22 protein-coding genes are annotated in these 24989 nt (G+C 70.2%); 10 read left to right on the plus strand and 12 right to left on the minus strand.

Annotated elements, in window-relative coordinates:
• Positions 1 to 48 precede the first annotated feature (48 nt).
• Positions 49 to 786 (minus strand): GntR family transcriptional regulator, encoded by a 738-nt coding sequence (locus ACZ60M_RS14220; protein WP_465418104.1) that lies wholly within the window; start codon positions 784 to 786, stop codon positions 49 to 51.
• Positions 787 to 1026: 240 nt separating this feature from the next.
• On the opposite strand from ACZ60M_RS14220, the gene ACZ60M_RS14225 reads away from it, so the two are divergent.
• The 8 genes from ACZ60M_RS14225 to ACZ60M_RS14260 all read left to right on the plus strand — a co-directional run bounded on the left by ACZ60M_RS14225 (position 1027) and on the right by ACZ60M_RS14260 (position 10997).
• Positions 1027 to 1893: a class I SAM-dependent methyltransferase gene (locus ACZ60M_RS14225; RefSeq protein WP_465418106.1), complete on the plus strand. Its 867-nt coding sequence runs from the start codon at positions 1027 to 1029 to the stop codon at positions 1891 to 1893.
• Between the two features lie 77 nt (positions 1894 to 1970).
• Complete coding sequence (locus ACZ60M_RS14230; protein ID WP_465418108.1) at positions 1971 to 3194, plus strand: hypothetical protein; 1224 nt, start codon at positions 1971 to 1973, stop codon at positions 3192 to 3194.
• Positions 3195 to 3460: 266 nt separating this feature from the next.
• The gene (locus tag ACZ60M_RS14235) at positions 3461 to 4141 is read left to right on the plus strand and encodes a potassium channel family protein (RefSeq protein WP_465418109.1); all 681 of its coding nucleotides are present in this window, start codon (positions 3461 to 3463) and stop codon (positions 4139 to 4141) included.
• Between the two features lies 1 nt (position 4142).
• Positions 4143 to 5486 (plus strand): TrkH family potassium uptake protein, encoded by a 1344-nt coding sequence (locus ACZ60M_RS14240; protein WP_465418111.1) that lies wholly within the window; start codon positions 4143 to 4145, stop codon positions 5484 to 5486.
• 125 nt (positions 5487 to 5611) lie between these two features.
• The gene (locus tag ACZ60M_RS14245; RefSeq protein WP_465418113.1) at positions 5612 to 8032 is read left to right on the plus strand and encodes an ATP-binding protein; all 2421 of its coding nucleotides are present in this window, start codon (positions 5612 to 5614) and stop codon (positions 8030 to 8032) included.
• An 11-nt stretch (positions 8033 to 8043) separates the two neighbouring features.
• On the plus strand, positions 8044 to 8448 hold the full coding sequence (locus tag ACZ60M_RS14250) for a roadblock/LC7 domain-containing protein (RefSeq protein ID WP_465418115.1): 405 nt from the start codon (positions 8044 to 8046) through the stop codon (positions 8446 to 8448).
• 224 nt (positions 8449 to 8672) lie between these two features.
• Positions 8673 to 10349 (plus strand): aa3-type cytochrome oxidase subunit I, encoded by a 1677-nt coding sequence (gene ctaD, locus ACZ60M_RS14255; protein ID WP_465418117.1) that lies wholly within the window; start codon positions 8673 to 8675, stop codon positions 10347 to 10349.
• Between the two features lie 93 nt (positions 10350 to 10442).
• Complete coding sequence (locus ACZ60M_RS14260) at positions 10443 to 10997, plus strand: isochorismatase family protein (RefSeq protein ID WP_465418119.1); 555 nt, start codon at positions 10443 to 10445, stop codon at positions 10995 to 10997.
• A 53-nt stretch (positions 10998 to 11050) separates the two neighbouring features.
• On the opposite strand, the gene ACZ60M_RS14265 is transcribed toward ACZ60M_RS14260, so the two are convergent.
• The 11 genes from ACZ60M_RS14265 to ACZ60M_RS14315 all read right to left on the minus strand — a co-directional run bounded on the left by ACZ60M_RS14265 (position 11051) and on the right by ACZ60M_RS14315 (position 22715).
• Positions 11051 to 12268, minus strand: coding sequence for a CARDB domain-containing protein (locus tag ACZ60M_RS14265; RefSeq protein ID WP_465418120.1), 1218 nt, complete (start codon positions 12266 to 12268; stop codon positions 11051 to 11053).
• Entirely contained in the window at positions 12265 to 12822 is a 558-nt protein-coding gene (locus ACZ60M_RS14270; RefSeq protein WP_465418122.1) for an RNA polymerase sigma factor, read from the minus strand. Before ACZ60M_RS14270 ends, ACZ60M_RS14265 begins: the two co-directional genes overlap by 4 nt.
• A 173-nt stretch (positions 12823 to 12995) precedes the next feature.
• Positions 12996 to 13673, minus strand: a complete 678-nt coding sequence (locus ACZ60M_RS14275; protein WP_465418124.1) for a hypothetical protein — start codon at positions 13671 to 13673, stop codon at positions 12996 to 12998.
• Entirely contained in the window at positions 13670 to 14209 is a 540-nt protein-coding gene (locus ACZ60M_RS14280; protein WP_465418126.1) for an RNA polymerase sigma factor, read from the minus strand. The genes ACZ60M_RS14275 and ACZ60M_RS14280 overlap by 4 nt, the downstream gene beginning before the upstream one ends.
• 113 nt (positions 14210 to 14322) lie before the next feature.
• Positions 14323 to 15090: an isoprenyl transferase gene (locus tag ACZ60M_RS14285; RefSeq protein ID WP_465418128.1), complete on the minus strand. Its 768-nt coding sequence runs from the start codon at positions 15088 to 15090 to the stop codon at positions 14323 to 14325.
• A gap of 152 nt (positions 15091 to 15242) precedes the next feature.
• Complete coding sequence (locus tag ACZ60M_RS14290) at positions 15243 to 17045, minus strand: phosphoenolpyruvate carboxykinase (GTP) (RefSeq protein ID WP_465418198.1); 1803 nt, start codon at positions 17043 to 17045, stop codon at positions 15243 to 15245.
• A 699-nt stretch (positions 17046 to 17744) separates the two neighbouring features.
• Positions 17745 to 18299: a hypothetical protein gene (locus ACZ60M_RS14295; RefSeq protein ID WP_270121886.1), complete on the minus strand. Its 555-nt coding sequence runs from the start codon at positions 18297 to 18299 to the stop codon at positions 17745 to 17747.
• Between the two features lie 61 nt (positions 18300 to 18360).
• A complete protein-coding gene (locus tag ACZ60M_RS14300; protein WP_465418130.1) occupies positions 18361 to 19023 on the minus strand; it encodes a hypothetical protein in 663 nt (220 codons plus the stop codon).
• Positions 19024 to 19032: 9 nt separating this feature from the next.
• A complete protein-coding gene (locus ACZ60M_RS14305; RefSeq protein WP_465418132.1) occupies positions 19033 to 21651 on the minus strand; it encodes an FtsK/SpoIIIE domain-containing protein in 2619 nt (872 codons plus the stop codon).
• Between the two features lie 2 nt (positions 21652 to 21653).
• Entirely contained in the window at positions 21654 to 22427 is a 774-nt protein-coding gene (locus tag ACZ60M_RS14310) for a hypothetical protein (RefSeq protein WP_465418134.1), read from the minus strand.
• 21 nt (positions 22428 to 22448) lie between these two features.
• Positions 22449 to 22715, minus strand: coding sequence for a hypothetical protein (locus ACZ60M_RS14315; protein ID WP_465418136.1), 267 nt, complete (start codon positions 22713 to 22715; stop codon positions 22449 to 22451).
• Positions 22716 to 22895: 180 nt separating this feature from the next.
• On the opposite strand from ACZ60M_RS14315, the gene ACZ60M_RS14320 reads away from it, so the two are divergent.
• Both ACZ60M_RS14320 and ACZ60M_RS14325 read left to right on the plus strand, forming a co-directional pair.
• Positions 22896 to 24200 carry a PhoH family protein gene (locus ACZ60M_RS14320; protein ID WP_465418200.1) on the plus strand — a complete coding sequence of 435 codons (1305 nt, stop codon included), beginning with the start codon at positions 22896 to 22898 and terminating at the stop codon, positions 24198 to 24200.
• Between the two features lie 69 nt (positions 24201 to 24269).
• Positions 24270 to 24959 carry an aggregation-promoting factor C-terminal-like domain-containing protein gene (locus ACZ60M_RS14325; protein ID WP_465418138.1) on the plus strand — a complete coding sequence of 230 codons (690 nt, stop codon included), beginning with the start codon at positions 24270 to 24272 and terminating at the stop codon, positions 24957 to 24959.
• Positions 24960 to 24989: the final 30 nt, after the last annotated feature.

A 24989-nucleotide genomic window follows, 5' to 3' on the forward strand; every position in this document is an offset into this window, starting at 1 on the left:
CGTTCCCGCTTGCGTGCCAACGGGTCGCGCGAGCGGGCCGGGTGAACGTCAGAGGCCCTCGGGGAGGTCGAGGCGGTCGAGCGGCTGCGGCTCGTCCGGGGTCTCGGCCAGGAGCCGGTCGGCGTCGTCCTCTTTGGCCGCTTCGGGCTCGGCGAGCAGGCGGCGGACCTCGGCGTCGAGGTGGGCGCACATCAGCGACTCGAACCGGTCGGCGTCCTCGGCGGCCAGCGCCTCGACGAAGGCGGCGTGCTCGGGGACGAGGTCGACGGCGACCTCGAAGTGCTCGTACATGGAGAAGGTGCACAGGCGCGTCTCGATGAGGAGCGTGCCCATCATGCGCGCCAGGCGGATCGAGCCGCCCCAGGCGGCGAGGCCGCGGTGGAAGTCGAGGTAGGCGTCGCCGAGGGCGCGGGCGTCGTCCTTCTTGAGGGCGCGCTGCATGCGTTTGACCTCGGCGCCGAGTTCGGCGAGCACCGTGCGGCGTTCGGCGAGGGGGCGGGTGAGGATGCGGCGGCCGAGTTCGGGTTCGATGCGGGCGCGGAGCCAGTGGATGTCGCGGACGTCTTCAGGCGTCATGGTGCGCACGGCGAGGCCGCGGCGCCTCGGGATGACGAGGAGGCCTTCGGCGGTGAGGCGCTGCATGGCTTCGCGGAGGGGGCCGCGGCTGACGCCGAGCTGGTAGGCGAGTTCGGCTTCGCCGAGCGAGGCGCCGGGCGGGAGGGACCCGTCGACGACCGCTTCGCGGAGCCGGTCGGCGATGAGGTCCACCGTCGAGGTGCGTCGCACCGGGGCCAGGCGCCCCACCTGGCGGGCGCTTGTGGGCCCGCTTGATCCGCTGCTGCGCGTCGACACGTCTGCCTGCTCCCCCTCTGTCGCTTCTGGGCAGCATCTTAGCGCTGCCGGTACATCACGCTCAGGTGCAAGCTCCGGTTGCATCAGGTGCGACAGCGGCTTCCGTTTCCGGCGGCAGCGAGTGGTCCGCGATTGAGGTGTGCGGACATTGCGCCTGTCTGCCATAGTGATTCGATGAGCATTCACGACGAATTCGATGCAACAGTCGCGAAGCGGGGTGTGGAGCTCACGGCGTACCTCGTCAACGAGTCACGCGCCCGGAAGCCCGACCTCACCGGAGACCGGACCGCACGGGAGTGGATCCCCGAACGCGACCGGCCCCCGGTGCAAACGCTCTGGGAGGAGTTCGCCGAGACCGTCTACCCGCATGACGACCTGGTCGTCGCGCTGCGTAGGAGGCGCATCGCCGAGATCCTCTCGGAGGCCCTGAGCCGGGATCCGGAGACGGTGCTCGTCGAATGCGGCGCCGGCTTCTCCTCCTATCCGTGGCAGCTCCCTTTCGCAGCCTCTCTTGAGATCGACCTCCCGCACGTCGTGGAGGCGAAGCGGCGCCGTGCCGAGGAGCTGGTGGCCGCCGGCGTCCTGCCCGACCGCAAGGTGCGCTTCCATGCCGCCGACCTGGGGTTGCAGCAGTCCCTTGACGAGCTCGTCGAGACGGTCCGCGAGTTCTCCGCCGGGCGCCCGGTGGCCTTGGTTATCGAGGGAATGCTCTATTACCTGGAACCGGAGGCCGCGCGGGCGCTCGCGGGTCTGGGCGCGGCGCTGGCGACGCACGCGCTCACGGTCATCACCTATTGGCCCGTCGACACCGCGGACAACCGGGTGCTCGCCAAGCAACGCGATTGGTTCCGCGCCAGGGGGGTCCCTGAGGAGGCGACGTACTTCTCCCACGAGGAGCTGCCCGGCCTGCTGGGGGCCGAGGTCGACGACCTCGGCCCCGACGAGTTGCAGCGGAGGTACACGGGCGGTGTGGCGGTCGCGGAGGCCGACCTGATTCCCGAGTACGTCGCCGTCGCCCCGGTCTTCGGAGCGTCGGAGTGACCGGTGTGCTCCACGTCCAGACCAGAGCCTATCCCCTGCATTTCAACTCCCCCGAGTTCATTCCGGAGGAGATCAGGGTGCCCGGTTCCGACCCGCTGCGTCCGGAACAGGGTTCGCTCGGGTCGCTGGCCTACAACCCCGAGAGCACTGTCGAGATCGACTTGACCGAGCTCATCAAGGATCGGATCTCCCTGCCCGGCGTGGAGGTCGTCGCCTGCATCGCCCGGATCCTCGAAGGCGGCAGCGTCCTGCTCAGCTACGCGCTGCGTCACGAGGCCGACCTGCTGCGGCTCCCTCTGGAGGCCATCGACGCGATCGACTCCAGGGTCAACAACAAGCTCCGCGACCTCGACACCCCGATCCTCGCGAAGGTGCTGGCCGCGGCGGTGCGGAGCGGTCTGCTGAGCGGCCTGGTCCTCCGTCCGGACCGGAGCCTTCAAGGCGATGAGTCTCCTATGGACCGCCGTTCAGTGCGCTACAACTGCCATTTCGTCACCGAGGAGGAACCGTGGCACTCAGACCCGCGTGTGGCCTCGCTCGCGACGGGATCGGACTGCCGGTTCCTACTGCCTTACACCTACGCCTGGAGGCGGAATCCGGACACGCCGGTCCGCGAGCTGCTGACAATGATGGAGCCCACCGATATCGCCGTCGCCCAGCAGTCGCTGCTCATCGGCGCGCTCCTGGGCGGGCGGCGGATCCTCGTCGACCTCTCCCAAGTGGATTCGACGCCGGCGGACGTGGACGCGTTCCGCAGCTTCCTCGACCGGGTCTGGGCCGACTACTACCACCTCGACAACTACCGGATCGAGTCCGGCCAGCAGCCTCGCACCGTCTATCTGGCCGCACGCGAGGCGATCGGGTTGGACGCCACTCAGGAACGTGCCGACCAAATGCTCGGCTACGTCGGCACCTCCCTGGCCGCGGCAGCGTCGAACCGGGCCGCGAAACTGGACCAGCGACTCAACCGCGTCGCCGCCGGACTCACGGTGGTGGCGTCGGCGGCGTTCGGTCTCGACGTCGCGGGTTTCCTGCTGCCGCAGCAGGTCTCCATCGATGCCCGCATCAGTGTCGTCAGCGGCCTGCTCGGTCTCGTCGCCGTCGGACTGCTCGCCATGATCCGCCCCCGGATCACCCGAAACGCGTCGACCTCGCGTTCGAAGGCGCCGCCCGTCGCGCGGGCGGGGCGCGTCGTCCGGCCGCGCGCGCCCCTCGAAACCGGCGCCGCCCCTGCGAGACTCGCATCGATCCGTGAGCACGAGGTGCTCGATCCCGATGCCGACGGCAGCCCGGCGGCCTGAGACAGCGGTTGCGACGAGCCCCAAGAAGCGCGCACGCGGGACTTCCTCCGGGCCGTGCCCGCGGAGTAGACTTGGGGTTCTCCTCCATCCTTGGAGAGTGTTAGGGGTGTTCGAGGGGGGCGGCCATGAGGGGTTATCGGCCGCCCCCCTCTTCCTTTTCCCCTCCGAAGTAGACGCATGTTCCGCCTCCGCGGGTACGGGCCGCCGCCGCGCCCGGCGGGTGGCACAATCATGGATCGTGTCGGCACCTACTGAGGAAGCGATCGATGAACCTGTTCGGTAAGGGCGAAAGCACCGTCGAGGAGACCGTGGCGGTGATCGGCCTGGGCCGCTTCGGTTCCGCGGTCGCCGAATCGCTGACCCGCCTCGGCCATGAAGTCCTCGCGATCGACGAGCGCCCCGAGATCGTCCAGCGCGCCTCCGAGACCCTCACGCACGTCGTGCAGGCCGACTCGACCGAGTCGACGGTGCTCTCGCAGCTGGGCATCGGCGAGTTCGACCACGTCGTTGTCGCGATCGGCACCGACATCGAGGCGAGCGTCCTCACCGTCCTCGCCTGCGAGGAGGTCGGGGTCCGCGAGATCTGGGCGAAGGCCATCAACGCCAAGCACGGCCAGATCCTCCACCGCACCGGCGCCCACCACGTGGTCTACCCCGAGGCGGCCATGGGCGAGCGGGTCGCGCACCTGGTGAGCGGCAAGATGCTCGACTTCATCGAGTTCGACGACGGCTTCGCGATCGTCAAGACCAAGGCCCCCGCCGAAGCGGTCGGCAAGACCCTCGGCGAGTCGCGCCTGCGCAGCAAGTACGGGGTCACCGTCGTCGGGGTGAAGCAGTCCGGCGAGGACTTCACCTACGCCACGCCGGACACCGTGATCGCCGCGGCCGACACCCTCATCGTCTCCGGGGCCACCACCAAGGTCGAGCACTTCGCGTCCACGACCTGACATGACCCGAGTCCAGGCCTTCTTCCGGCACCCCACCCGGCTCATCCCGCTGATCTTCCTGGCCACGATCACGGCCGGGACGCTCCTGCTGATGCTGCCGATCTCGCATCTCGACGGGTACGTCACGCACTTCACCGACGCGTTCTTCACCGCGACCTCGGCGGTGTCGGTGACCGGCCTGGCCGTCGTGGACACGCCGTTCCACTGGAGCTGGTTCGGGCAGTTCGTCATCATGCTGCTGTTCCAGGTCGGCGGCCTGGGCATCATGACCAGCGCCGTGCTCGTCGGGCTGCTCGTCTCCAGCAAGCTCGGGCTGCGCACGAAGCTCATGACCCGCACGGAGATCAGCCAGGCCCTGAGCCTCGGCGACGTCAAAGCGGTGCTGCAGCGCACGGTCGCGCTCTCGTTGATCGTCGAGGCCGCGACCGCGCTGGTGCTCGCGGTCCGCTTCTCCACCTACGGGTTCGGGCCGGGCGACGCGATCTGGTACGGGATCTTCCACGCTGTGAGCGCGTTCAACAGCGCCGGGTTCGCGCTGTTCTCCGACTCGCTCATGAGCTACGCGACCGACTGGTGGATCTGCCTGCCGCTGTGCCTGAGCACCATCATCGGCGGCCTCGGCATGCCCGTGATCTTCGAGGTGACGCGCCGCCGCTGGGGCCGCAGGCAGTGGTCGGTCCACACCAAGCTCACCCTTGTCGGCTCCGGCATCCTCCTCGTCGGCGGCTGGGTCGCGTTCCTGGCGTTCGAGTGGTCGAACCCGGCCACGTTCGGGCAGTGGCCCTGGTACGACCGCTTCCTGCCCGCGTTCTTCCAGACCTCGATGGTGCGCGCGGCGGGCCTGAACTCGGTCGACATCGGTGCGATGCACCAGGACTCGCAGCTCGCGTCGATCATCCTCATGTTCATCGGCGGCGGCTCCGCGTCCACTGCGGGCGGCATCAAGGTGGGCACGTTCTTCGTGCTGCTCCTGGTCATCTGGGCCGAGGTGCGCGGCGAACCGGACGTGACGGTCTTCAGGCACCGCATCAACCCGTCGGTGATCCGCGAGGCCCTCACCGTGGCGCTCGTGTACGTGGCGTGCAACGCCTTCGGCGTGTTCCTCATGCAGCGCTTCGAACCGGACCTGGACATGATGTCGATCATGTTCGAGGTGACGAGCGCGCTGGCGACCCTCGGCCAGTCCACGGGCGTCACCTACGACCTGTCCCAGGCCTCCAAGTGGCTCTTGGCGGTCGCGATGTTCACCGGCCGCGTCGGCCCGGTACTGTTCGCCGCATCCCTCGCGCTGCGCTCGCGCCACCGCCTGTACCGCTACCCGGAAGGGCGGCCGCTCGTGGGCTGAACGGCAGCCGTGCGGACAGCCCGGCAATGGAGTGAGCCCCGCCTCATGCAGCCCTGAAAGCACAAGCGAAGATGGTCACCAGCAACGTCGCAGCGCTTTCGCCCCCTCAGAAAGGACGCCCCCCGATGGCTCGTAAAAGCCGGCGCACCAGCCGCCTCCCGATTCGGATGCAGTTGATGCTGCCGATCGCGGCGGCGCTCATGGGGATGCTGGTGCTCGGGCTGTTCCAGACGGTCACGGTGTGGGACGAATACCAGAACGCCACCGACGCCGAGGTCCTCGCCGAGCTCTCCGAAGGCCTCAACAAGGCCCTGGACCAGCATCAGCGCGAGGCCGAACCGGTCATGATGTCCGTCATCAACTCCGGCGGCGGCCAGTTCGACTCCGCGGTCGCCCGCCGCAACACCGACAGCGCCTTCGAAGCGCTGCAAGGGACCTCGGACGCCGCCGTCGCCCGCTTCCCCGAGCTCGACGACGACATGCAGGACCTGTTCGACAAGGTCGCCCAGCTCGGGTCCGCGCGCGTCGCGTTCGACGAGGTCGCGAGCGGCGACGCCGAGCACACCGACAAGTCGTTCACCGACGCGCTCGTCGTCTACGGCGACGTCGCCGACCAGATCGTGGCGATCGCCGCGATCCTCCCCCGCCTGGTGAACGACTCGGAGATCTCCGCGCACCTGGACTCCCTCGCCGCCGTCATGCACGCCGGGCAGATCGCCGCCGAGATCCAGTTCGCCGTCACCTCGGACCTGGCGGCGCTGAAGGAGGCCGGGACCGACCTGGTCAACCGCGACACCCTCGGGGACGTCGCGTTCCTGTCGGGCCAGTTCGACCAGCAGATCGCCGAGTTCCGCGCGAACGCCTCGAGCACGACCGCCGCGGTCTACAAGAACGCCATGGAGTCCCAGGACGCCAAGGACGCCCGGACCGCGATCGGCGTGTACCTCAACGGGAACGTCCCGACCCTCACCGCCGCCGAGTTCGCCGTCGCGCAGCGGGCCGTCATCGCCTCCCTGGACACGACCCAGGTCACCGTCCTCGGGTTCATGGGCGACGACGTGAACCTCATGCGCGAGGCCGCTTCGCGCACGCTCCTGACGACGTTCGCGCTCGTCCTCGTGCTGGCGCTGACCTCGATCATCTCCGCGGCGATGCTCGCGCGCCGCATCAGCCTCCGCGTCGACGGCGTCCGCGAGGCGACCCTGACCGCCGCGTACGACACGCTGCCGAAGACCGTCGCCGCGGTCTCCCAGGCCGCCAACGCGAACGAAGTGGACCGGCTCCTGCAGGCCGCGAAGCAGCAGACGGCGGTGCAGACCGACTCGCGCTACTCCGACGAGCTCGACAGCCTCGCCGAGGCGTTCAGCGCCGCCCACCACCAGGCGCTGCGCCAGACCGCGAACCAGGCCCTGCTGCGCATCGACGTCGAGGCGATGATGAAGACCCTCGCCCGCCGCGGCCAGTCCCTCATCCGCCGCCAGCAGCAGACCATGGAGGCCCTCGTCGAGGGCACCCCGGCCGCCTCGATCCCCGACGAGTGGCGCAGCGTCTACCACCTCCTGGCCCGCATGCGCCGCAACGAGGAGAACCTGCTGCTGCTCGCGGGCGGCGACCCGCAGCGCCGGTACAACCACCCGGCCGGGCTGGAGGCGATCATCCGCGACGCCGTGGCCGAGATCGAGGACGCCGGGCGCGTCGTCGTCGAGAACCAGGTCGGGGCGCGCCTGGAGACGAAGCCCGCCGGTGACCTCGTGCGCATCCTCGCCGAACTGCTCGACAACGCCGCGTCGTACTCGCCGCCGACCCAGTCGGTGCGGGTCACTTCGCGCCGTTCGGGTTCGGAGATCGTCATCTCCATCGCCGACGACGGCATCGGCCTCGCCCCCGAGCCGATGGCCGCGATCAACCGCCGCCTCGCCGAGCCGACCCAGCTGAACTCCGAGCTGACCGCGACGATGGGCCTCCTGGTCGTCGGGCGGCTCGCGGCCGAGCACTCCATCAGCGTCCAGCTGCACTCCACGATGGGCAAGGGCACGCTCGCGCTCGTGCGCATCCCCGCGAGCGCGCACGCCGAGGACCCGGTCGGCCTCGCGCCCTCGGACCGCTCCGGGACGGCCGCGCAGCTCGCGCTCTCGGCGCGCGCCGCGAACCTGCCGGTGACCGGGACGGGCGCCGAGTCGGGCGCGCCGAGCGCCGTCGAGCCGATCGTGCCGCGTCCGCGCCGCGCCGGATCGACCCCTGAACCACTGCCTGTAGCAGGTACGACACTCAACGGCGGGAACGGATCGCACGGCCCTGCGGGGCCTGCGCCCGAGACGCTGGATGTTACCTTCAGGAAGGTGAACCGAGCACTCGAAACCTCCGGCAGGGTCAACGGCGCGGAACTGCCCCGCCGCGCACCCGGTTCCCGGCTGCTCCCCGGCTCCGTGCCCAGCGCCCGTTCGGGCGGCGGCGGAACCGACCTCGACCCTGCCGAGATCAGGGACCGGCTCGCCGGTTTCGCTTCCGGCATCGCGGCGGCCGCCGCGCACGAACAACGCCAATAGAAAGCAGCGAGATGGACAACAAGGACAAGAACGTCGGTGAACTCGACTGGCTCCTGACCTCCTTCGTGGAGAAGGTCCCGGACGTCTCCGAGGCACTCACGGTCTCCGTCGACGGCCTCGCCATCGCCGCCTCGCGCGGCCTGTCGACCGACCGGGCCGACCAGCTCGCCGCGATCACCTCGGGGCTCGCGAGCCTGACGACGGGGGCCGCGAAGGTCCTCGACGCCGGCCGCATCCGCCAGTCCGTCATCGACATGGACGAGGGCGTGCTCCTGCTCATGGCCGTCGGCGACCGCGCCCAGCTCGCCGTGCTCGCCAACGCGGGCTGCGACCTCGGCCAGGTCGGCTACGAGACCGCCCTGCTGGTCAAGCGCGTCTTCGCCGCGCTCGAGCCCGACGCCCGCGGCAGCCTGTAGCGCTGTAGGAGATTGCTCACCCGCGGGCGCCGGTCCCATCCGGCGGCCCGCGGGCACCACTCCTTCTTAATAGCCGCGGGTACACGCGACCTGCGACAACCTCGATGACCGCAGTACCCGAACACGCTCCGCCACGCCGCTAGCGCAATCCCCCTCCGCGTCGGCGGCCCTTCCCGGGGCTATGCTGCGTTCGCTACCTGGAAATGAATGATGGAGGCCCACAGGTGACCACGGTTGAGCCGAAGCTTGAGCCAACGCCTATCGTCGCGCGCCCCTGGCCGGTACGCCGGGAGCCCAACGGTTCCTGGCTCGCCCGCACGCTCCGCACGACGGACGCGAAGCAGATCGGTCTGCTCTACTTCGTGACCTCCTTCGCGTTCTTCGCGATCGGCGGCATCCTCGCACTGCTGATCCGCGCGGAGCTGTTCCACCCGGGCCTCCAGATCGTGTCCTCCGAGCAGTTCAACCAGCTGTTCACGATGCACGGCACGATCATGCTGCTGATGTTCGCGACCCCGATCGTGTTCGCGTTCGGCAACTACCTGGTGCCCTTGCAGATCGGCGCGCCCGACGTCGCGTTCCCGCGCCTGAACGCCTTCGCGTACTGGCTGTACCTGCTCGGCTCGATCCTCGCGGTCGCGGGCTTCATCACGCCGGGCGGCGCGGCCTCCTTCGGGTGGTTCGCCTACCAACCGCTGTCGAACGCGGTCAACTCGCCGGGCATCGGCGCCGACATGTGGTTCGTCGGCCTCGCGATCTCCGGTATCGGCACCATCCTCGGCGCGGTCAACATGATCACCACGATCATCACGATGCGCGCCCCGGGCATGCTCATGTTCCGCATGCCGATCTTCACCTGGAACATCCTCATCACGGCCCTCCTGGTGATCCTGGTCTTCCCGATCCTGTTCGCCGCGCTCCTCGCCGTCATGGCCGACCGCCAGCTCGGCGCGCACGTCTTCGACACCGAGACCGGCGGCGCGATCCTGTGGCAGCACCTGTTCTGGTTCTTCGGCCACCCCGAGGTTTACATCGTGGCGCTGCCGTTCTTCGGCATCGTCTCCGAGATCTTCCCGGTGTTCAGCCGCAAGCCGATCTTCGGCTACAAGACCCTCGTCGCCGCGACGCTGTCGATCGCGGGCCTGTCGATGGCCGTGTGGGCCCACCACATGTACGCCACCGGCTCGGTCATGCTGCCGTTCTTCTCGCTGATGACGTTCCTGATCGCGGTCCCGACCGGTGTGAAGTTCTTCAACTGGATCGGCACCATGTGGAAGGGCCAGCTGACCTTCGAGACCCCGATGCTGTTCAGCATCGGCTTCCTGGTCACGTTCCTCCTCGGCGGCCTCTCGGGCGTCCTGCTCGCCAGCCCGCCGGTCGACTTCCACGTCTCGGACTCCTACTTCGTGGTGGCGCACTTCCACTACGTCCTGTTCGGCACCATCGTGTTCGCCGTCTACGCCGGCGTCTACTTCTGGTTCCCGAAGGTCTCGGGCCGCATGTACGACGAGCGGCTCGGCAAGGTCCACTTCTGGCTGACCTTCATCGGCTTCCACACCACGTTCCTGGTGCAGCACTGGCTCGGCGCCGAGGGCATGCCCCGCCGGTACGCCGACTACCTGGAGACCGACGGGTTCACGACCCTGAACATGATCTCGACGATCGGCGCGTTCATCCTGGGCCTGTCGACCCTGCCGTTCATCTGGAACCTGTTCAAGTCTTGGAAGGCCGGGCGCGTGGTCGAGACCAACGACCCGTGGGGCTACGGCGGCTCGCTCGAGTGGGCGACCAGCTGCCCGCCGCCGCTGCGCAACTTCGACCGCCTCCCGCGCATCCGCTCGGAGCGCCCCGTCTTCGACGAGAAGTGGGGCCACCTGGTCAAGGAAGTCAAGGGGCACTAAAGCACGCATGAGGAAACCCGGAGCCGTTCGGCTCCGGGTTTTTTCGTCTACCGGGCCTTCCACTGCTCCGGCCCCCTCACTAGGATCGGGAGTATGAGCCGGGCATTGATCGTGGTGGACGTCCAGAACGACTTCTGTGAGGGCGGGTCGCTCGCCGTCGCGGGCGGCGCTGCCGTCGCGTCGGCGGTCACCGAACTCATCGGCGCCGCGCCGGGCCGCTGGGACCACATCGTCGCCACCCGCGACTGGCACATCGACCCGGGTCTGCACTTCTCGGCCGAACCGGACTTCCGCGACTCGTGGCCCCCGCACTGCGTGGTCGGCACCGCGGGCGCGGGCTTCCACCCCGGCTTCGACCACACTGTCGCCGAAGCCGTGTTCGACAAGGGCGCGTACGAGGCCGCGTACTCGGGCTTCGAGGGCTCCGCCGGTGAGACGGGCCTGGCCGAGTGGCTGCGCGAACGCGGCGTGGACGCGGTCGACGTCGTCGGCATCGCCACCGACCACTGCGTCCGCGCCACCGCACTGGACGCCGCCGCCGAGGGCTTCGCGACCACCGTGCTCCTGGAGTACACGGCCGCTGTCGCCGAGGAGACGAAGGCCAAGGCCCTCAAGGAACTCGAAGCGGCGGGCGTGACCCTCGCCTAGAACGCGGTGAAGCCCCCGCGAGCGGTGCTCGCGGGGGCTTCACCATACGGGGCCTACTCGGTGAACTCGTAGAAGACCGTGTTGTCGGCGTCGGTGCGGTCGCGGGCGATCGCTCCCGAGCCGCTCGTGTCCGGCGCGACCTCGAACCGGAGGAGCGCGCCGTCGACCCACTCGCTGCTGGGGGCCACTGTCACCTGCACCTCGACGGTGCGGGTGTCGCCGGGCTCGAGCGGTTCGACCGTCTCGAGGCGGTACGCACCCCCCGCGAAGCAGTCCACGACCTCGAACTCGGCCTGGATCTCGGCCGGGTCGGCGCACACGGTCAGGAAGTACTCGCCCGAGGCGGCGTCGCCCTCGTTCTCGATCTCGGCCGTGACGGTCCAGACGCCTTCCTGCGCAGCGTCCTCGACCGCGTTCACGGTGACCGCGAGGTCGGGCAGCGAACCCTCGTCGAGGCGGTCGCTCACCGGCTCGAAGTCGCCGTCGAGCGTGATCTTCTCGACCCAGTAGCCGACGTCGTCGGGGCTCGTGCCGCAGCACGGGAACTGCTCGGCGACGCCGACCAGGACGCCGAAGCCGGAGGCGGCCGCGATGTCGTAAGGCGTGTCCCCGTTGGGCTTCGAGGCGATGAGCTGCGCGGCGGCGTACCAGCTGCCGTCGCCCTCGCTCTGGTCGAGGACCACCGCCTGGTGGGCGACGACCTCGCCGAGGCGGCAGCCCAGGAACAGGACCGGCAGCTCGCGTCCGCCTTCCGTCATCGGGACGTGGAGGACTTCCACGAGGCCGACCGTGCCGCCGTCCTTGTAGGCGCCGGTGCGGCCGTCTTCGAGGACCGCCCCGTCGACCTGGCAGGCCTCGTCGGCCGAGCTGCTGCCGGGCCAGAACGAGGGCAGATCGAGGGTGGTGCCGACCAGGTCGTCGAAACTGGGGAGGACCGGAGCGGCCTCCTCTTCCTCGGCCTCGGTCGTCGCCGCTTCCGCAGGCGTCGTCGGCGCCTCGGTGGGCGTCGCCTCGACGACCGCGGCGGTGGTCTTGTCGTCGGCGGCGGGCGCCTCCTGCTCTTCAGCGGTCGCGGCCTGCTGCAGCATCCAGGAGGTCGGGGCGGCCAGCGCGACCGCGGCGACGGCCGCGACGGTGACGCGGGTGACGCGGCGGCGGCGGACCTTGCGGCGGATCACTGCGGTGGCGGGCGGTTCGACCATGAGCTCGGCGGCCTCGCCGAACTCGTCGAAGGCCTGCGCGAAGCGGGTCTCTTCCTCGGGGGTGTTCATCGCTGCTCCTTCTCGTCCTGCACGCTGAGTCGTTGTGCCAGTGCGGCCTTGCCCCGGAAGAGCCAGGACCTGACGGTGGTTTCGGGGACGCCTTCCTGTTCGGCGATCTCGGTGACGGTGAGACCGGCCATGTAGCGGAGGATGACGGCCTTGCGGTGGTTGGGGGTGATCCCGGCGAGGGCCCGCATGAGGTCGACGCGGTCGCCGTCGGGCGCGGTCTCGTGGGTCTCCCGCTGCCGGTTGAGGAAGCGCTGCACGACGGTGCGGCGGCGCAGCTGGCTCGTGGCGAGGTTCCAGGCGACGCGGCGGACCCAGGCGGTGGGGTTCTGGTACTCGCGCACCTTCTTCCAGCGGTCGAGGGCCCGGCAGAAGGCCTCGGCGACGAGGTCCTCGGCTTCGGCCTTGTTGCCGGTGTAGGCGAGCAGCTGGCTGGTGAGGGCGCGGACGTTGGCGGCGTAGAAGTCGTCGAACTCCTGGTTCGCGCGCAGGGCGGGGCTCTGGTCCGCCGGCCCGCCCTCCACTGTGGGGGACGGCCTGTCTCGGGTAGGCATCATCGGGGCTCCTCAAGTCGGGTATCGCGGGGGTCCGCACTAGATACACGAGCGGTGAGCGCAAAGTAATGCACCGGATTTCGCGTTCGGTGAGAGTGGCCTCGCCCACTGTGGTCGGGGGACGCGGAGAAGGCCCCCGCGGGCGGCTGCTCGCGGGGGCCTTGCGGTGCTTGCGATCAGGGAGTGGACTCTTCCGAGGGGTCCTCCTCGGTCGGCTCCTCGCTGGGGGTGGGCTCTTCGGACTCGTGGGTGGGTTCCTCGCCCGCGTCGGTGGGCTCTTCGCCTACGTCGGTCGGCTCCTCTGAGGCGTCGGTGGGTTCTTCGCCGACTTCGGTAGACGACTCCTCCGTGGGCTCCTCGCTCTGGTCGGTGGGCTCCTCGGTCGGCTCCTCCGCGCAGGGTTCCTCGCCGACCTCGGTTGACGACTCCTCCGTGGGCTCCTCGCTCTCGGCGGAGGGCTCCCAGGTCGGGGTCACGTACCCTGACGGGTCCTCGCTCTCGTCGGTCGGCTCCTCGCCGGGACCGCCGCCCGCGTCCTCGGTGGGGTCTTCGGGTACGAGCGTCGCGGTCGGCTCGTACTCGGTCGGCTCCTCGACCGGGCAGGAGACCTCCTCGGTCGGGCCGCCGTCGGCCGGGCCGGGGCCCTGGTCGGCGGCGCCGGCCTGCTGGAGCGCCCAGCCGCCGGGGACGACGAGGACGGCGGCGGCGACTCCGGCCGCGGCGACGCGGACCCTTCGGTGGCGGCGCATCCGGGTGCGCAGCTGCCCGGTGGTGGGCGGGGAGGTCTCGGCGGCGGTCGCGGCCGCGTACTGGTCGAACATGGCGCCCAACGGGTCTCGGTAAGGGGTGTTCATCGGTTCTCCTCGAAGGTGTCGATGCGCAGGCGCTCGGCGAGCGCCGCTTTGCCGCGGGTCAGCCAGGAGCGGACGGTCGTCTCGGCGACGCCCTCCTGCTCGGCGATCTCGGCGGTGGTCATGCCGGCCATGTAGCGGAGGATGACGGCTTTGCGGTGGCGCTCGTTCAGCTCGGACAGGGCCCGTTCCAGGTCGAGCCGGTCGGGGCCGGGCCCGGCGGCCGTCGCGGGGCGCTGGCGGCGCAGGAACCGGCGCAGGACGGCGGCGCGGCGCAGCCGCGAGGTCGCCAGGTTCCAGGCGACCCGGCGCACCCACGTGGCGGGGTTGTCGTACGAGCTGATCGAGTTCCAGCGGGCGAGCGCCCGGCAGAAGGCCTCCGCGACCAGGTCCTCGGCCTCGTTCAGGTCGCCCACGTAGGCGCGGATCTGCGCGGTGATCTGGGCGACGTTGGCGGCGTAGAAGCCGTTGAAGTCCGCGTGCGCGGCGGACGAGGCATGGGACACAGTGGACTGTTGCACCATGGGGCTCGCAGTCATCCGGTTCCTCGATTCCAGGGATTGACGTGCAGTCGGTTTGATCGCACTCTCCACACGAAGGACCCCGCCGGAATGACGCAGCCGGTCTTGAAGTTTTTTCGGGAGTTTCCGGGCTACTTGCCGTAGCGGCGGTCGCGGATCGCGAAGGACCGCACCGCGCGCAGGAAGTCGACCCGGCGGAAGTCGGGCCAGTTCGAGTCGCAGAAGTAGAACTCGGAATAGGCCGACTGCCACAGGAGGAACCCGGAGATCCGCTGCTCGCCGCTCGTGCGGATCACGAGGTCCGGGTCGGGCTGGCCGGTCATGTACAGGTGGCGGGCGATCGCGTCGGCGTCGATGGACTCGGCGACCTGCTCCAGGCTGGCGCCGGTGGCGGCCTGCTCGAGGATGAAGGAGCGCACGGCGTCGGCGATCTCGCGCTGGCCGCCGTAGCAGACGGCGAGGTTGACCTGCATGCCGCGTTTATCGGCGGTGCGCTGCTGGGCGCTCTTGAGGGCGGCCTGGTGTTCTTCGGGGAGGAGGTCGAGGGCGCCGACCATGCGCAGCTGCCATGGCTGTGAGTCGTCGGCGAGTTCCCCGGCGAGCTCGTCGATGATGTCGAGGAGCGGGTCGAGCTGCTCCTTTGGGCGCGAGAGGTTCTCGGTGGAGAGGAGCCAGATCGTCACGTGCTCGACGCCGAGCTCGTCGCACCAGCCGAGGAACCGCTCGATGTGCTTGGCTCCGGCGCGGTGGCCGTCGTTGGGGTCGGTCAGGCCCATGTCGCGGGCCCAGCGACGGTTGCCGTCGACCATGACACCGATGTGCCTGGGCAGCGGCTGGCCGGTCAGCTCGCGCGCGAGCCGACGCTCGTAGATCCGGTAAAGCAGGTTCGAGATCGCCACAACCGGCAATTGTAGGCGCTGCGAAAATTTACGGCTCGCAAGCTTCGCCGTGGGAGGGAAATTACGGCTCGCACGCTTCGCCTGCGGAGGGTCACGACTCGCAGGGAAAAGCCCGCGCACCGGTGCCGGTGCGCGGGCCGCTTTGCCGCCCCCTACTGCAGGTCGAGGCGGTTCTTCAGGGCGTCGAGCTCGCTCCAGAGCACGGTCGGGAGCCGGTCGCCGAAGCGCGCGAACCAGCTTTCGACCAGCGGGATCTCGGCGGTCCACTCGTCGCGGTCGACGTCGAGCGCGGCCGCGAGGTCGGCCTCGGTGAGGTCGAGCCCGTCCACGTCGATGGCCTCCGGGGTCGGGCAGTACCCGATCGGGGTCTCGACGGCCGCGCCGCGCCCTTCGAGGCGTTCGACGACCCACTTGAGGACGCGGGAGTTCTCGCCGAACCCGGGCCACAGGAAGCGGCCGTCCTCGGAGCGGCGGAACCAGTTCACGTAGAACACGGCGGGCATGAGGTCCTCGCTGGCGGCGGACTTGCCCATCTCGATCCAGTGCCCGAAGTAGTCGGCGGCGTTGTAGCCGATGAACGGCAGCATCGCCATCGGGTCGCGCCGCACGACGCCGACCTGGCCGACGGCGGCGGCCGTGGTCTCCGAGGAGAGGGTCGCGCCCATGTACACGCCGTGGACCCAGTCGCGGGCCTGCGTGACGAGCGGGATCGTGGTGGCGCGGCGGCCGCCGAAGAGGATCGCGTCGATCGGGACGCCGCGCGGGTCGTCGTACTGCTCGGCGAGGACCGGGCACTGCTTGATCGGCGTGCAGAAGCGGCTGTTGGGGTGGCTGGAGGGCTCCTCGGAGTCCGGGGTCCAGTCCCGGCCCTTCCAGTCGATCGCGTGACCGGGCGCCTCGCCCATGCCCTCCCACCACACGTCGCCGTCGTCGGTGAGCGCGACGTTCGTGAAGAGCGTGTGGCCCTTCTCGATGGTGCGCATGGCGTTCGGGTTGGTCTTGTAGTCGGTGCCGGGCGCGACGCCGAAGAAGCCGTACTCGGGGTTGGAGGCCCACAGGCGGCCGTCCTCGCCGAAGCGGAGCCAGGCGATGTCGTCGCCGAGGGTCTCGACCTTCCAGCCGGGGATGGTCGGCTCGAGCATCGCGAGGTTGGTCTTGCCGCACGCGGAGGGGAACGCGCCGGTCACGTGGTAGACCTTCCCTTCCGGGGAGGTCAGGCGCAGGATGAGCATGTGCTCGGCGAGCCAGCCCTCGTCGCGGCCCATCGCGGAGCCGATGCGCAGGGCGTAGCACTTCTTGCCGAGCAGGGAGTTGCCGCCGTAGCCGGAGCCGTAGGACCAGATCTCGCGGTCCTCGGGGAAGTGCGAGATGTACTTGGTCTGGTTGCAGGGCCAGGGCACGTCGGTCTGGCCGGGCGCGAGCGGCGCGCCGACGGAGTGGAGGCACTTGACGAAGTCGCCGTCCTTGCCCATCGCCTCGAGCACCTCGGTGCCCATGCGGGTCATGATGTGCATCGAGACCGCCACGTACGCGGAGTCGGTGAGCTCCACGCCGAACATCGGCTTCTCGGCGTCGAGCGAGCCCATGCAGAACGGCACGACGTACATGGTGCGCCCGCGCATCGAGCCGCGGTAGAGGCCGGTCATGGTCTCGCGCATGTAGTCGGGCGCGGTCCAGTTGTTGGTGGGCCCGGCGTCCTCGGGGTCCTGGGAGCAGATGAAGGTGCGCTCCTCGACGCGGGCGACGTCGTTCGGGTCGGTGCGGGCGAGGAACGAGTCGGGCTTGGCCGGGACCGGTTCGAGGGTCCCGAACGCGACGAGCTCGGCGGTCAGGCGCTCCCATTCGGCGGGGCTGCCGTCGCACCACACGATCTGGTCGGGGTCGGTCAGCTCGGCCACCTCGCCGACCCAGGCGAGCAGCCGGTGGTGGCGGGTGGGCGGATCGGTGAGTCCGATCGAGGCTGTATTGGTTTCAACGACGCTGGCGGTGGAGACTTCGATGCTCACGGTGGCTCCTTCGGTGCTGTTCTCATGCACGGCGCGCGCTGTGCCTGCTTGTGGCGGGCCTGCGACAGGCCGTGCCTCAAGGCCGGAGCTCGGACGCTCCGGCCGGGACCGGTCATTCGGACGCTACGGGAATACCGGGGCACCCGCAGGCAGTCGTGCGCGATCGGTCCGGGCCTGAACAGGGGCTCCATTCATGAAACTTGATCTTGTGCGCATTCGAGCTCGAAATAAGCACAACTACCCGCACTTTCTGCGCGACCGCGCAGAACCGATCATCCCGGACTGAATTTGACCGATCCTCAAAACTAATGCGATCGGTTTCGATCATGGAACGAGCGCGTTAGCTCGCGGTCGCGATCGTGTTTCGCGCGCGGGTCGGAGCGTTTTGGCCCGAATCGCCGCATGATGCGCCGTCCTGGGTGAAGATGCAGGTCTGCATGCCCGCATCCGAGTGTCGAAGCGTTGGAGAGGTCCATGGCGCACCGGGAACCGGAACCGCAGTCGAGCCGCGCCAGGGGCGCGACGATCGGCTTCGTGATCGCGATCGTCATAGTCCTGGCGGTCGTCTTCGCTTACTTCATCCTCACCTGAGCACGCAAAAGAAGGCGGGAACGCGAACGCTCCCGCCCTTGAAACCTGTTGTCAGCCCTAGACCGAGGGCCCCCGGCGGCGCAGCTCGTCGACGCTCACCATCGCCTCGCGCAGCTCCTTGAGCCAGTCCTCCGCGTGCTGCTCGACCAGGCGCACGCACCACGCGAGCGCGTCCGAGCGCGAAGCGGCCACGCCCGAGCCCACGAGCGTGTCGAGCACGAGCCGCTCGGGCTGGCGCAGACGCGTCGTCACCGGCAGCGACTGGTGCGTGAACACCATCGTCGTCGAACCGCACCGCGCGCCCCACGAGGCCTGCCGGTGGTACCGGTACTGCAGCTGCTGCGCGATCTGCACGCGCATGTCCCGCGTCGCCTCCCGGAAGCGCGAGATCCGGCCCTCCTCGGTCGCGGCCCGGTCGGACTCGGTCGCGTCGGCGGGGTGGTCCGGTGTCGGGAGCGGGCAGATGATGATCATCTCGTCGCGGTCCACGGTCACATCGGGCATGCCGGCGATCCAGCCGTCCGGGACGATCCCGTAGATCCAGGCGGGGGCGTCGTCAGTGGACGGCAGGGGGCCGTAATGCCACGAGCCGGTGTCGTCGATGGCGGCCATTGACGGGACTCCTCACGTTTCGTTGACGCATCAGGTGTACCCCATGGCGTCAACAGCCCCGTTAAAGCCCCCTCATGAACAGCCCCGCCAGCGCGCACACGGCGACGATCGCCGCGCCCACGCACACCAGCGTCTGGCCCGGGCGCGGACGCACCCGGTACTGCCAGGACAGCCACGCGCCCAACACGATCGGGCCCGTCCCGATGCCCGCGAACAGGGTCAGCGCGGCCAGGGCCTCAGCGAACCGCAGGCCGCCGCCGAGGAGCCCGAGGGCCGCCCAGACCGCGAGCGCGCCGAGCGCGAGCCCGATCGCGGCCGCCGTGATCTCGGTGTGCCTGGGCGCCTCGATCGGGAGTTCACCCTGCCGGGCGAGCGAGAGCAGCCGCTCGGAGCGCTCGAGCCGGTCCCGCACGCGCTCGGGATCGGGGTCCGGGTCGGGCTCGCCCGCCGACGGCGTGGGGCCGGTGCGGCGGTGGCCCACGAAGTCGCCGAGGGAGCGCCACAGGACCGCGACGGTCTTGTCGGTCTCGGCCACGAGCGTCGCGGCGTTCACCGAGGCGGTGTTGGCTTCCTCGCGGGCGGTGCGGGCGGCTTCGACGGCGGCGGCGAGCCGGTCGGCCTCGCTGCGGTAGGCGGCGACGGCGGCGCCGATCTCGGCGTCGGCGTCGGCGCGTTCCTTCAGGTAGGCGGCGACGGCGTTCGTGTAGTCGGTGTCGATCGGCATGGCGCTCCTTTACGGCAGGTCGAGGACGGCCTCGGGCCGCGGGAGCTGGGCGGTCGTCGAATAGGGGATCACGACCTGCGGGGTCCGGTGCCTCGCGCGGTCGAAGTAGAGGCCGCGCCGCTCGCGCGGGTACCAGGCCGGGCCGCCGCTGGCGGGCGAGAGCGGGGCGAGCTCGGGGCCCTGCACGTCGAGGGCGAGCCAGGCGTCGACGGCGTCGAACCGGGCCGAGAAGCCGCCGAGGTCTTCGCGCAGGCGCGGCACGGACCGCCACCAGCCGAGGGTGTGGAGGTGGCGTTCGGGGCCGTCGATGAGCATGGCGCGCAAGGCGGCCGACCCGGCGGCGTCGAGGCGGGCGGACCCGGCGTCGACGGCGTAGACCAGGTTGAGGCGCAGGGTGCCGTCGCAGCGGCGGTCCCAGTCCTTGCAGACCTCGTCGAGGCTGTCGTGCCAGTCGACTTCGGCGCCTTCGGTTTCGAGCGCGGACGCGAGGGCGAGCGCGGAGGAGGCGGCGTCGGGTTCGAGGCAGCAGATGTCGACGCCGATGCGCTGGCCCTGCTTGTGTGTGCCGAGCGCTGCGGTGAGGGCGGCAGCCGCGAGGATGTCGGCGGCTTCGGCGCTCCGGGTGCCGAGGATGGCGAGGTTGCGGCCGGGCGCGCGGTGGAGGGCGAGTTCGGCGCCGCGGGAGGCGACGTCGATGGTCTGGCCGAGGAGCGCGGTCTCGGGCGGCGGTGCGACGTTGTGGAGGTCGGGGACGTGGTCGCCGTCGAAGAGCGCGGGCGGTTCGTTGCCGCCGGGGCGGGCTTCCCAGAGGCGCTTCTGGAGCGGTTCCCAGGCGTCGGCGTGCCCGGCGTTGGGGACGGCGACGGTCTTGTTGGCGTTCGTGTGCCCGGATTCGTCGTTGACGACGGCGTGGAAGCGGGCGACGGTGTCGGCGGCGTGGTTGTTCTCGGCGAGGACCCTGCGGGCCTTGGGGAGTGCGACGCGCAGCGTGAACTGGGCGACGAGGCTGGGGCGGCCCCACAGGGCCTCGATCCCGGCGATGTCCTGGGAGGCGAGCACGAGGTGGATGCCCTGGCTGCGGCCGCGCCGGGCGAGGTCTTCGAGGAGCTGGACGGCTTCGTCGGTGACGGCGTCGCGGGCTTCGAGGAGGACCTGGAACTCGTCGACGATCGCGACGATGCGGGGCCAGTGGCCTGCGGGGTCGGCGGCGCGGAGCTCTTCGAGCTTGGTGGCCTCGTGGGCTTTGGCGGCTTCGGCGCGGCGGCGCAGCTCTTCTTTGAGATGGCGAAGCAGCGCGAGGCCGAACTCGCGGTCGTCATTGATGTTGACGCCGACGAGGCGCACGTGGGGAAGCCAGGTGGGGTCTCGGCGGCCGGAGGCGAAGCGCGCGAAGGAGACGCCCTCTTTGAAGTCGAGGAGGTACAGCTCCAGTTCGCTGGGACTGTAGTTCGAAGCGAGCCCGGCGATCCACGCGTAGAGCAGATTCGTCTTGCCCGAACCTGAAGGGCCGCCGACGAGCGCGTGGGGCGGGTTGTCGCCGAGGGCGAGGCGGGCGACGTCGCCCGCGGCGGTCTCGCCGATGGCGGCGTAGAGGCCGGTGGCGGAGGAGGCGGCCCAGAGGCGCTGCGGGAGGAGGTCGACGAGGCGGGCGGGTTCCCTTCCGGCGCTGTGCTTCTCGGCGATGGCCTTGGCGGCGTTGGTGATGGCGCTCAGGGGCGGCGGGCCGTCGAGTTTGAGGGCGGCGCCGGGCAGGCCGGTGTAGGCGGTCGCGGTGAGGCGGGGCAGGTCGGCGGGTCCGGCGGTGTCGTCGCCGACGACGAGGAGGTGGACCCCGGCGGCGACGCCCGTGCGGCGCAAACGCGCGAGTTGTGCTTGATCGTGCGCGGGCCAGGCGGCGAGGTCGGCGTTGAGGAGTACGAGCACGCGCCACGGCTCGGGCCGCCGCCCGGTGGCGGCGGCGAGGTCGGCGAGCGAGGCATGTTCGCCCGCAAGGACTTCGGCGTTGACGCGCCGCACGGTCTCGACGAGCGAATCGAGCGTCTCGCGCAGCCCCGAGGGCCCGACGAACGAGAGCAGCCCGGCCTTCCCGAGCGCGGCGAAAGCGGAGAGCGACCCGCCGAGACGCTCGGGGTCGTACACGTGGAGCCGCACGAGCCCGGCGGGCACGGCCCCCACGGCCCGCAGCAAGAGACCGGGAAGCGCCTGCGCCGCATCGGAATCGATCCGCAGATGCGAACGGTCGAGCAACGGCACGAGCGCGGGAAGGTCCGCGAGGTCGCCGATGCGGAGCATCGGGGCCGCGCCGCGGTCGAGGCCCGATTCGACCTGCCACCCTTTCCATTTCGCCCCGGCTGCCGCCGGGGCCGCCCGGCGGGCCGCGTCCAATGCGGCCTCCTGGCCGTCCTGCACCGCAGCGGCTTTCCGCGCCTGAAGGGTCGCGAGCATCTTCTCGTGGATGCTCTTCAGCTGCGTCTGCTTGCGGCTCGCGTCGGTGATCGCCTGCTCGGCCCTGCCCCGCTCGACCTCCGCCTCGGTCGCCGTCCGCTCGGCGAGGAACCGGGCCTCGCCGCGCGCGCGCCCGAGCTCGTCGCCCATGGCCGTCACCAGTCGTCGCCGCCAGCTGCTCATGGTCAGGCCTTCCGCTCGCTCTTGCTCAACCGGTGCAGGGCCGCGACCAGTGCCGGGCCCATCAGTGCGGTCCGCGCCGCGTCGCCTTCGTCATCAGTCCCCTTGCGCCCCAGCGTGCAGGCCGAGGCGAGCGCGGCGCCGATGTGGTCGGGCTCGGCCTTGGGGACGAGCGACCGCACCTTGTCGGCGCACTTGTCGCGCAGGCCCGCCACGTCGCGCGCGGTCGGGGTCCGTCCCAAGTGCTCGGCGGCGAGGGTGCGCACGAGCGGCCAGGCCAGGCCCGGGAGCTTCACGCCGGTCTGCGGTCCGGCGTCGCGCAGGCGCTTGCAGTAGGCCTCGGCGTTGCCGTCGCCCGCGGCTTTCAATAGCTCGTTGAACAGCCGCGTGGGCGGGACCTGCTGCGGGTCGGCCGCGCCGGTGCGGTCGCACAGCTCGTTGACGCGGTCGGTCCACCACTGGCGCGGGTCGACCGGCGGCGGCTTGACGGCCTTCCCTTTCGGCGCGGCGGCGACCGGGGCCGCACCGGCTCCCGCGCCGATGCCGTCGAGGTAGTCGTCGATCGCGGTGGCGGCCTCGGCGAGGCGGACGCGCGCGGCGTCGAGCCTCTCGCGGGCGGCGCCGAGCTTGTGGAGCCCGATCTCGCCGGTCGACTCGCGCGAGGCCTCCTTCAGTTCCGCCTGTGCGGCTTCGAGGCACTGGTCGGCGGTGGCGAGGTCCGGCAGCGGGAGGTCGGCGGCCAGGGCCTTGAGGCGCCCGGCGAGGGCGGCGACGTCCAAAGGGGCTCCGTTCTGCAAGGGCTAGAGGGTCGCGGCGTAGGCCTCCGCCTGCTCGGCGGCGGCGAACGTGGCGGCGAGGGACTGTTCGAGTTCGGCGGCCGCCTGGGCGAGCGCGGCCTGCGCGGTGGCGACCGAGTCGTGGCCCGACCCCGCGGTGACGGCGGTGAGGCTCCCTTGGGCGGCTTCGATGTTCTGGCTGGCGGAGGAAATGGCGGCCTGGCCGTCGCGCACCTGCTGGAGCGCGGCGGCGATGGCGGACTTGAGTTCGGCGACGCTCACGGTGGACACAGGCTCATTCTCACCGAGAAAACGTCCACTTTCAGTGATCGGGCGATAACCCGGCGTGTCTGCTTTGTCGGATTTCCGACTGCCCAGTGACACCCAGTGTTGCTTTCGATGCATTTAACGGTGGCGGAGTGACGTACCTCCCAACTACAGTGTGAGTACCAACGGGGCCCGCCCCTACACATCGACACCCGGGAGGCGACCGTGCCAGTGCAACGCACTTACGTCCTCGACACCTCGGTTCTGCTATCAGACCCTGGTGCGTTCTCACGGTTCGACGAACACCACGTGGTCATTCCGCTCGTCGTAGTAAGCGAACTGGAGGCCAAACGCCACCACCCCGAACTGGGCTGGTTCGCCCGGGAGTGCCTCAGGCGCCTCGACGAACTCCGCATCAGGCACGGGCGCCTCGACCAGCCGATCCCCGTCGGGGACCACGGCGGTTCCATCCGGGTCGAGCTCAACCACGTCGACACCTCCGGCCTGCCGGCCGGGTTCGCCGTGGACACCAACGACTCGCGCATCATCGCCGTCACCCGGGCACTGGGGCTCGAAGGCGCCGACGCCGTGCTGGTCACCAAAGACATGCCGCTGCGGGTCAAGGCCTCCGCGGTCGGCATCCCCACCGAGGAGTACCGCCACGGGCAGGCCGTGGACCCCACCTGGTCGGGCATGGCCGAGCTCGCCGTCGCCGACGACGTGATCGACCGGCTCTTCGACGGCGGCGACGTGGACCTGCCGCACGACGTGGAGCTGCCCTGCCACACGGGCCTCGTCCTCAACGGCAACAGCTCGAAGGCGCTGGGCCGGGTCACTGTGGACAAGAAGATCCGCCTGATCCGGGGCCGGGACGCGTTCGGCGTCCACGGCCGCTCCGCCGAGCAGCGGGTCGCGCTCGACCTGCTGCTCGACCCGGACATCGGGATCGTCTCGCTCGGCGGCAAGGCCGGCACCGGCAAGTCCGCGATGGCGCTGTGCGCCGGGCTGGAGCAGGTGCTCGAACGCGAGCTGTTCAAGAAGGTCATCGTGTTCCGCCCGCTCTACGCGGTCGGCGGCCAGCAGCTCGGGTACCTGCCCGGCTCCGAGGGCGAGAAGATGAGCCCGTGGGGCCAGGCCGTGTTCGACACGCTCGGGGCCGTCACCAACGACGTGGTGATCTCGGAGGTGCTGGAGCGCGGGATGCTCGAGGTCCTGCCGCTCACGCACATCCGCGGCCGCTCCCTGCACGACGCGTTCGTCATCGTCGACGAGGCGCAGTCGCTCGAACGCGGCGTGCTGCTCACGGTGCTCTCGCGCATCGGCCAGGGCTCCAAAGTGGTGCTCACCCACGACGTCGCGCAGCGCGACAACCTGCGGGTGGGCCGCCACGACGGGGTCGCGTCGGTGATCGACGTGCTCAAGGGCCACCCACTCTTCGCTCACGTCACGCTTACGCGCAGTGAGCGTTCAGAGATCGCGGAGATGGTCACCAACCTGCTCGAAGGCTAGGAATACAGCTCTGGCATGCTGTGTCCCGGGCGTCTGTGGACAGTCGCCCGGGACACAGGAGTAGAGCGAATGATCCCACTGCTGACCCGCTACGGGGCGAAGATCGCCGCCGTGCTCGTCCTCGCACTCGGGGCCGTGGTAGCCGTGAGCGCCGCCAGCGACGAACTCTGGAAGCGCGACTCCGAGCACCCCAGCCAGGCCGCCGCCGAGCAGCAGGCCGAAGCTGAGGAAGCGTACGACGAGGTCCGCTACCAGCACGTCAACTACATCGCCGAGACCGCCGGGGCCGACGTCAACGTCAAGGCCGAGGGCGTCTTCCAGTACGCCGAGGACAAGGCGAACAGCCTCAACGAGGCCCAGAAGGACGCCGACGAGGCCGAGCAGGCGGCCGCGGACGCCGCCGAGGAGGCCGCGAACGCGGGCCGGACCGATGTGGATATTCCGGGCAGCTGCAGCGACTACTCGGGCAACAAGGCCACCGGCTGCGCGCTCGCGCAGGAGCACGGCTTCGGGCTCGACGAGATCGGCTGCCTCGTGGCCCTCTGGGACCGCGAGTCGGGCTGGAACGAACTGGCCGCCAACGGCATCGGCGCCTACGGCATCCCGCAGGCCCTCCCCGGTTCGAAGATGGAGAGCGAGGGCTCCGACTGGGAGACCAACCCGGTCACCCAGATCGAGTGGGGCCTGGGCTACATCGAGGGCCGCTACGGCACGCCCTGCGAAGCCTGGAACCACTCCGAAGACGTCGGCTGGTACTAGACCTCACGACCGCCGCCCGGCCCCCCGGGC

The organism is Glycomyces sp. NPDC050141, assembly GCF_055586545.1.

Bases quoted from the DNA above. Each gene is read 5' to 3' on its own strand.
- ACZ60M_RS14260 (WP_465418119.1), top strand. From the start codon at position 10,443: ATGAGCCGGGCATTGATCGTGGTGGACGTCCAGAACGACTTCTGTGAG.
- ACZ60M_RS14295 (WP_270121886.1), bottom strand. From the start codon at position 18,299: ATGGCCGCCATCGACGACACCGGCTCGTGGCATTACGGCCCCCTGCCG.
- ACZ60M_RS14235 (WP_465418109.1), top strand. From the start codon at position 3,461: ATGAACCTGTTCGGTAAGGGCGAAAGCACCGTCGAGGAGACCGTGGCG.
- ACZ60M_RS14325 (WP_465418138.1), top strand. From the start codon at position 24,270: ATGATCCCACTGCTGACCCGCTACGGGGCGAAGATCGCCGCCGTGCTC.
- ACZ60M_RS14245 (WP_465418113.1), top strand. From the start codon at position 5,612: ATGGCTCGTAAAAGCCGGCGCACCAGCCGCCTCCCGATTCGGATGCAG.
- ACZ60M_RS14240 (WP_465418111.1), top strand. From the start codon at position 4,143: ATGACCCGAGTCCAGGCCTTCTTCCGGCACCCCACCCGGCTCATCCCG.
- ACZ60M_RS14250 (WP_465418115.1), top strand. From the start codon at position 8,044: ATGGACAACAAGGACAAGAACGTCGGTGAACTCGACTGGCTCCTGACC.
- ACZ60M_RS14280 (WP_465418126.1), bottom strand. From the start codon at position 14,209: ATGACTGCGAGCCCCATGGTGCAACAGTCCACTGTGTCCCATGCCTCG.
- ACZ60M_RS14300 (WP_465418130.1), bottom strand. From the start codon at position 19,023: ATGCCGATCGACACCGACTACACGAACGCCGTCGCCGCCTACCTGAAG.
- ACZ60M_RS14225 (WP_465418106.1), top strand. From the start codon at position 1,027: ATGAGCATTCACGACGAATTCGATGCAACAGTCGCGAAGCGGGGTGTG.
- ACZ60M_RS14305 (WP_465418132.1), bottom strand. From the start codon at position 21,651: ATGAGCAGCTGGCGGCGACGACTGGTGACGGCCATGGGCGACGAGCTC.
- ACZ60M_RS14275 (WP_465418124.1), bottom strand. From the start codon at position 13,673: ATGAACACCCCTTACCGAGACCCGTTGGGCGCCATGTTCGACCAGTAC.
- ACZ60M_RS14265 (WP_465418120.1), bottom strand. From the start codon at position 12,268: ATGAACACCCCCGAGGAAGAGACCCGCTTCGCGCAGGCCTTCGACGAG.
- ACZ60M_RS14270 (WP_465418122.1), bottom strand. From the start codon at position 12,822: ATGATGCCTACCCGAGACAGGCCGTCCCCCACAGTGGAGGGCGGGCCG.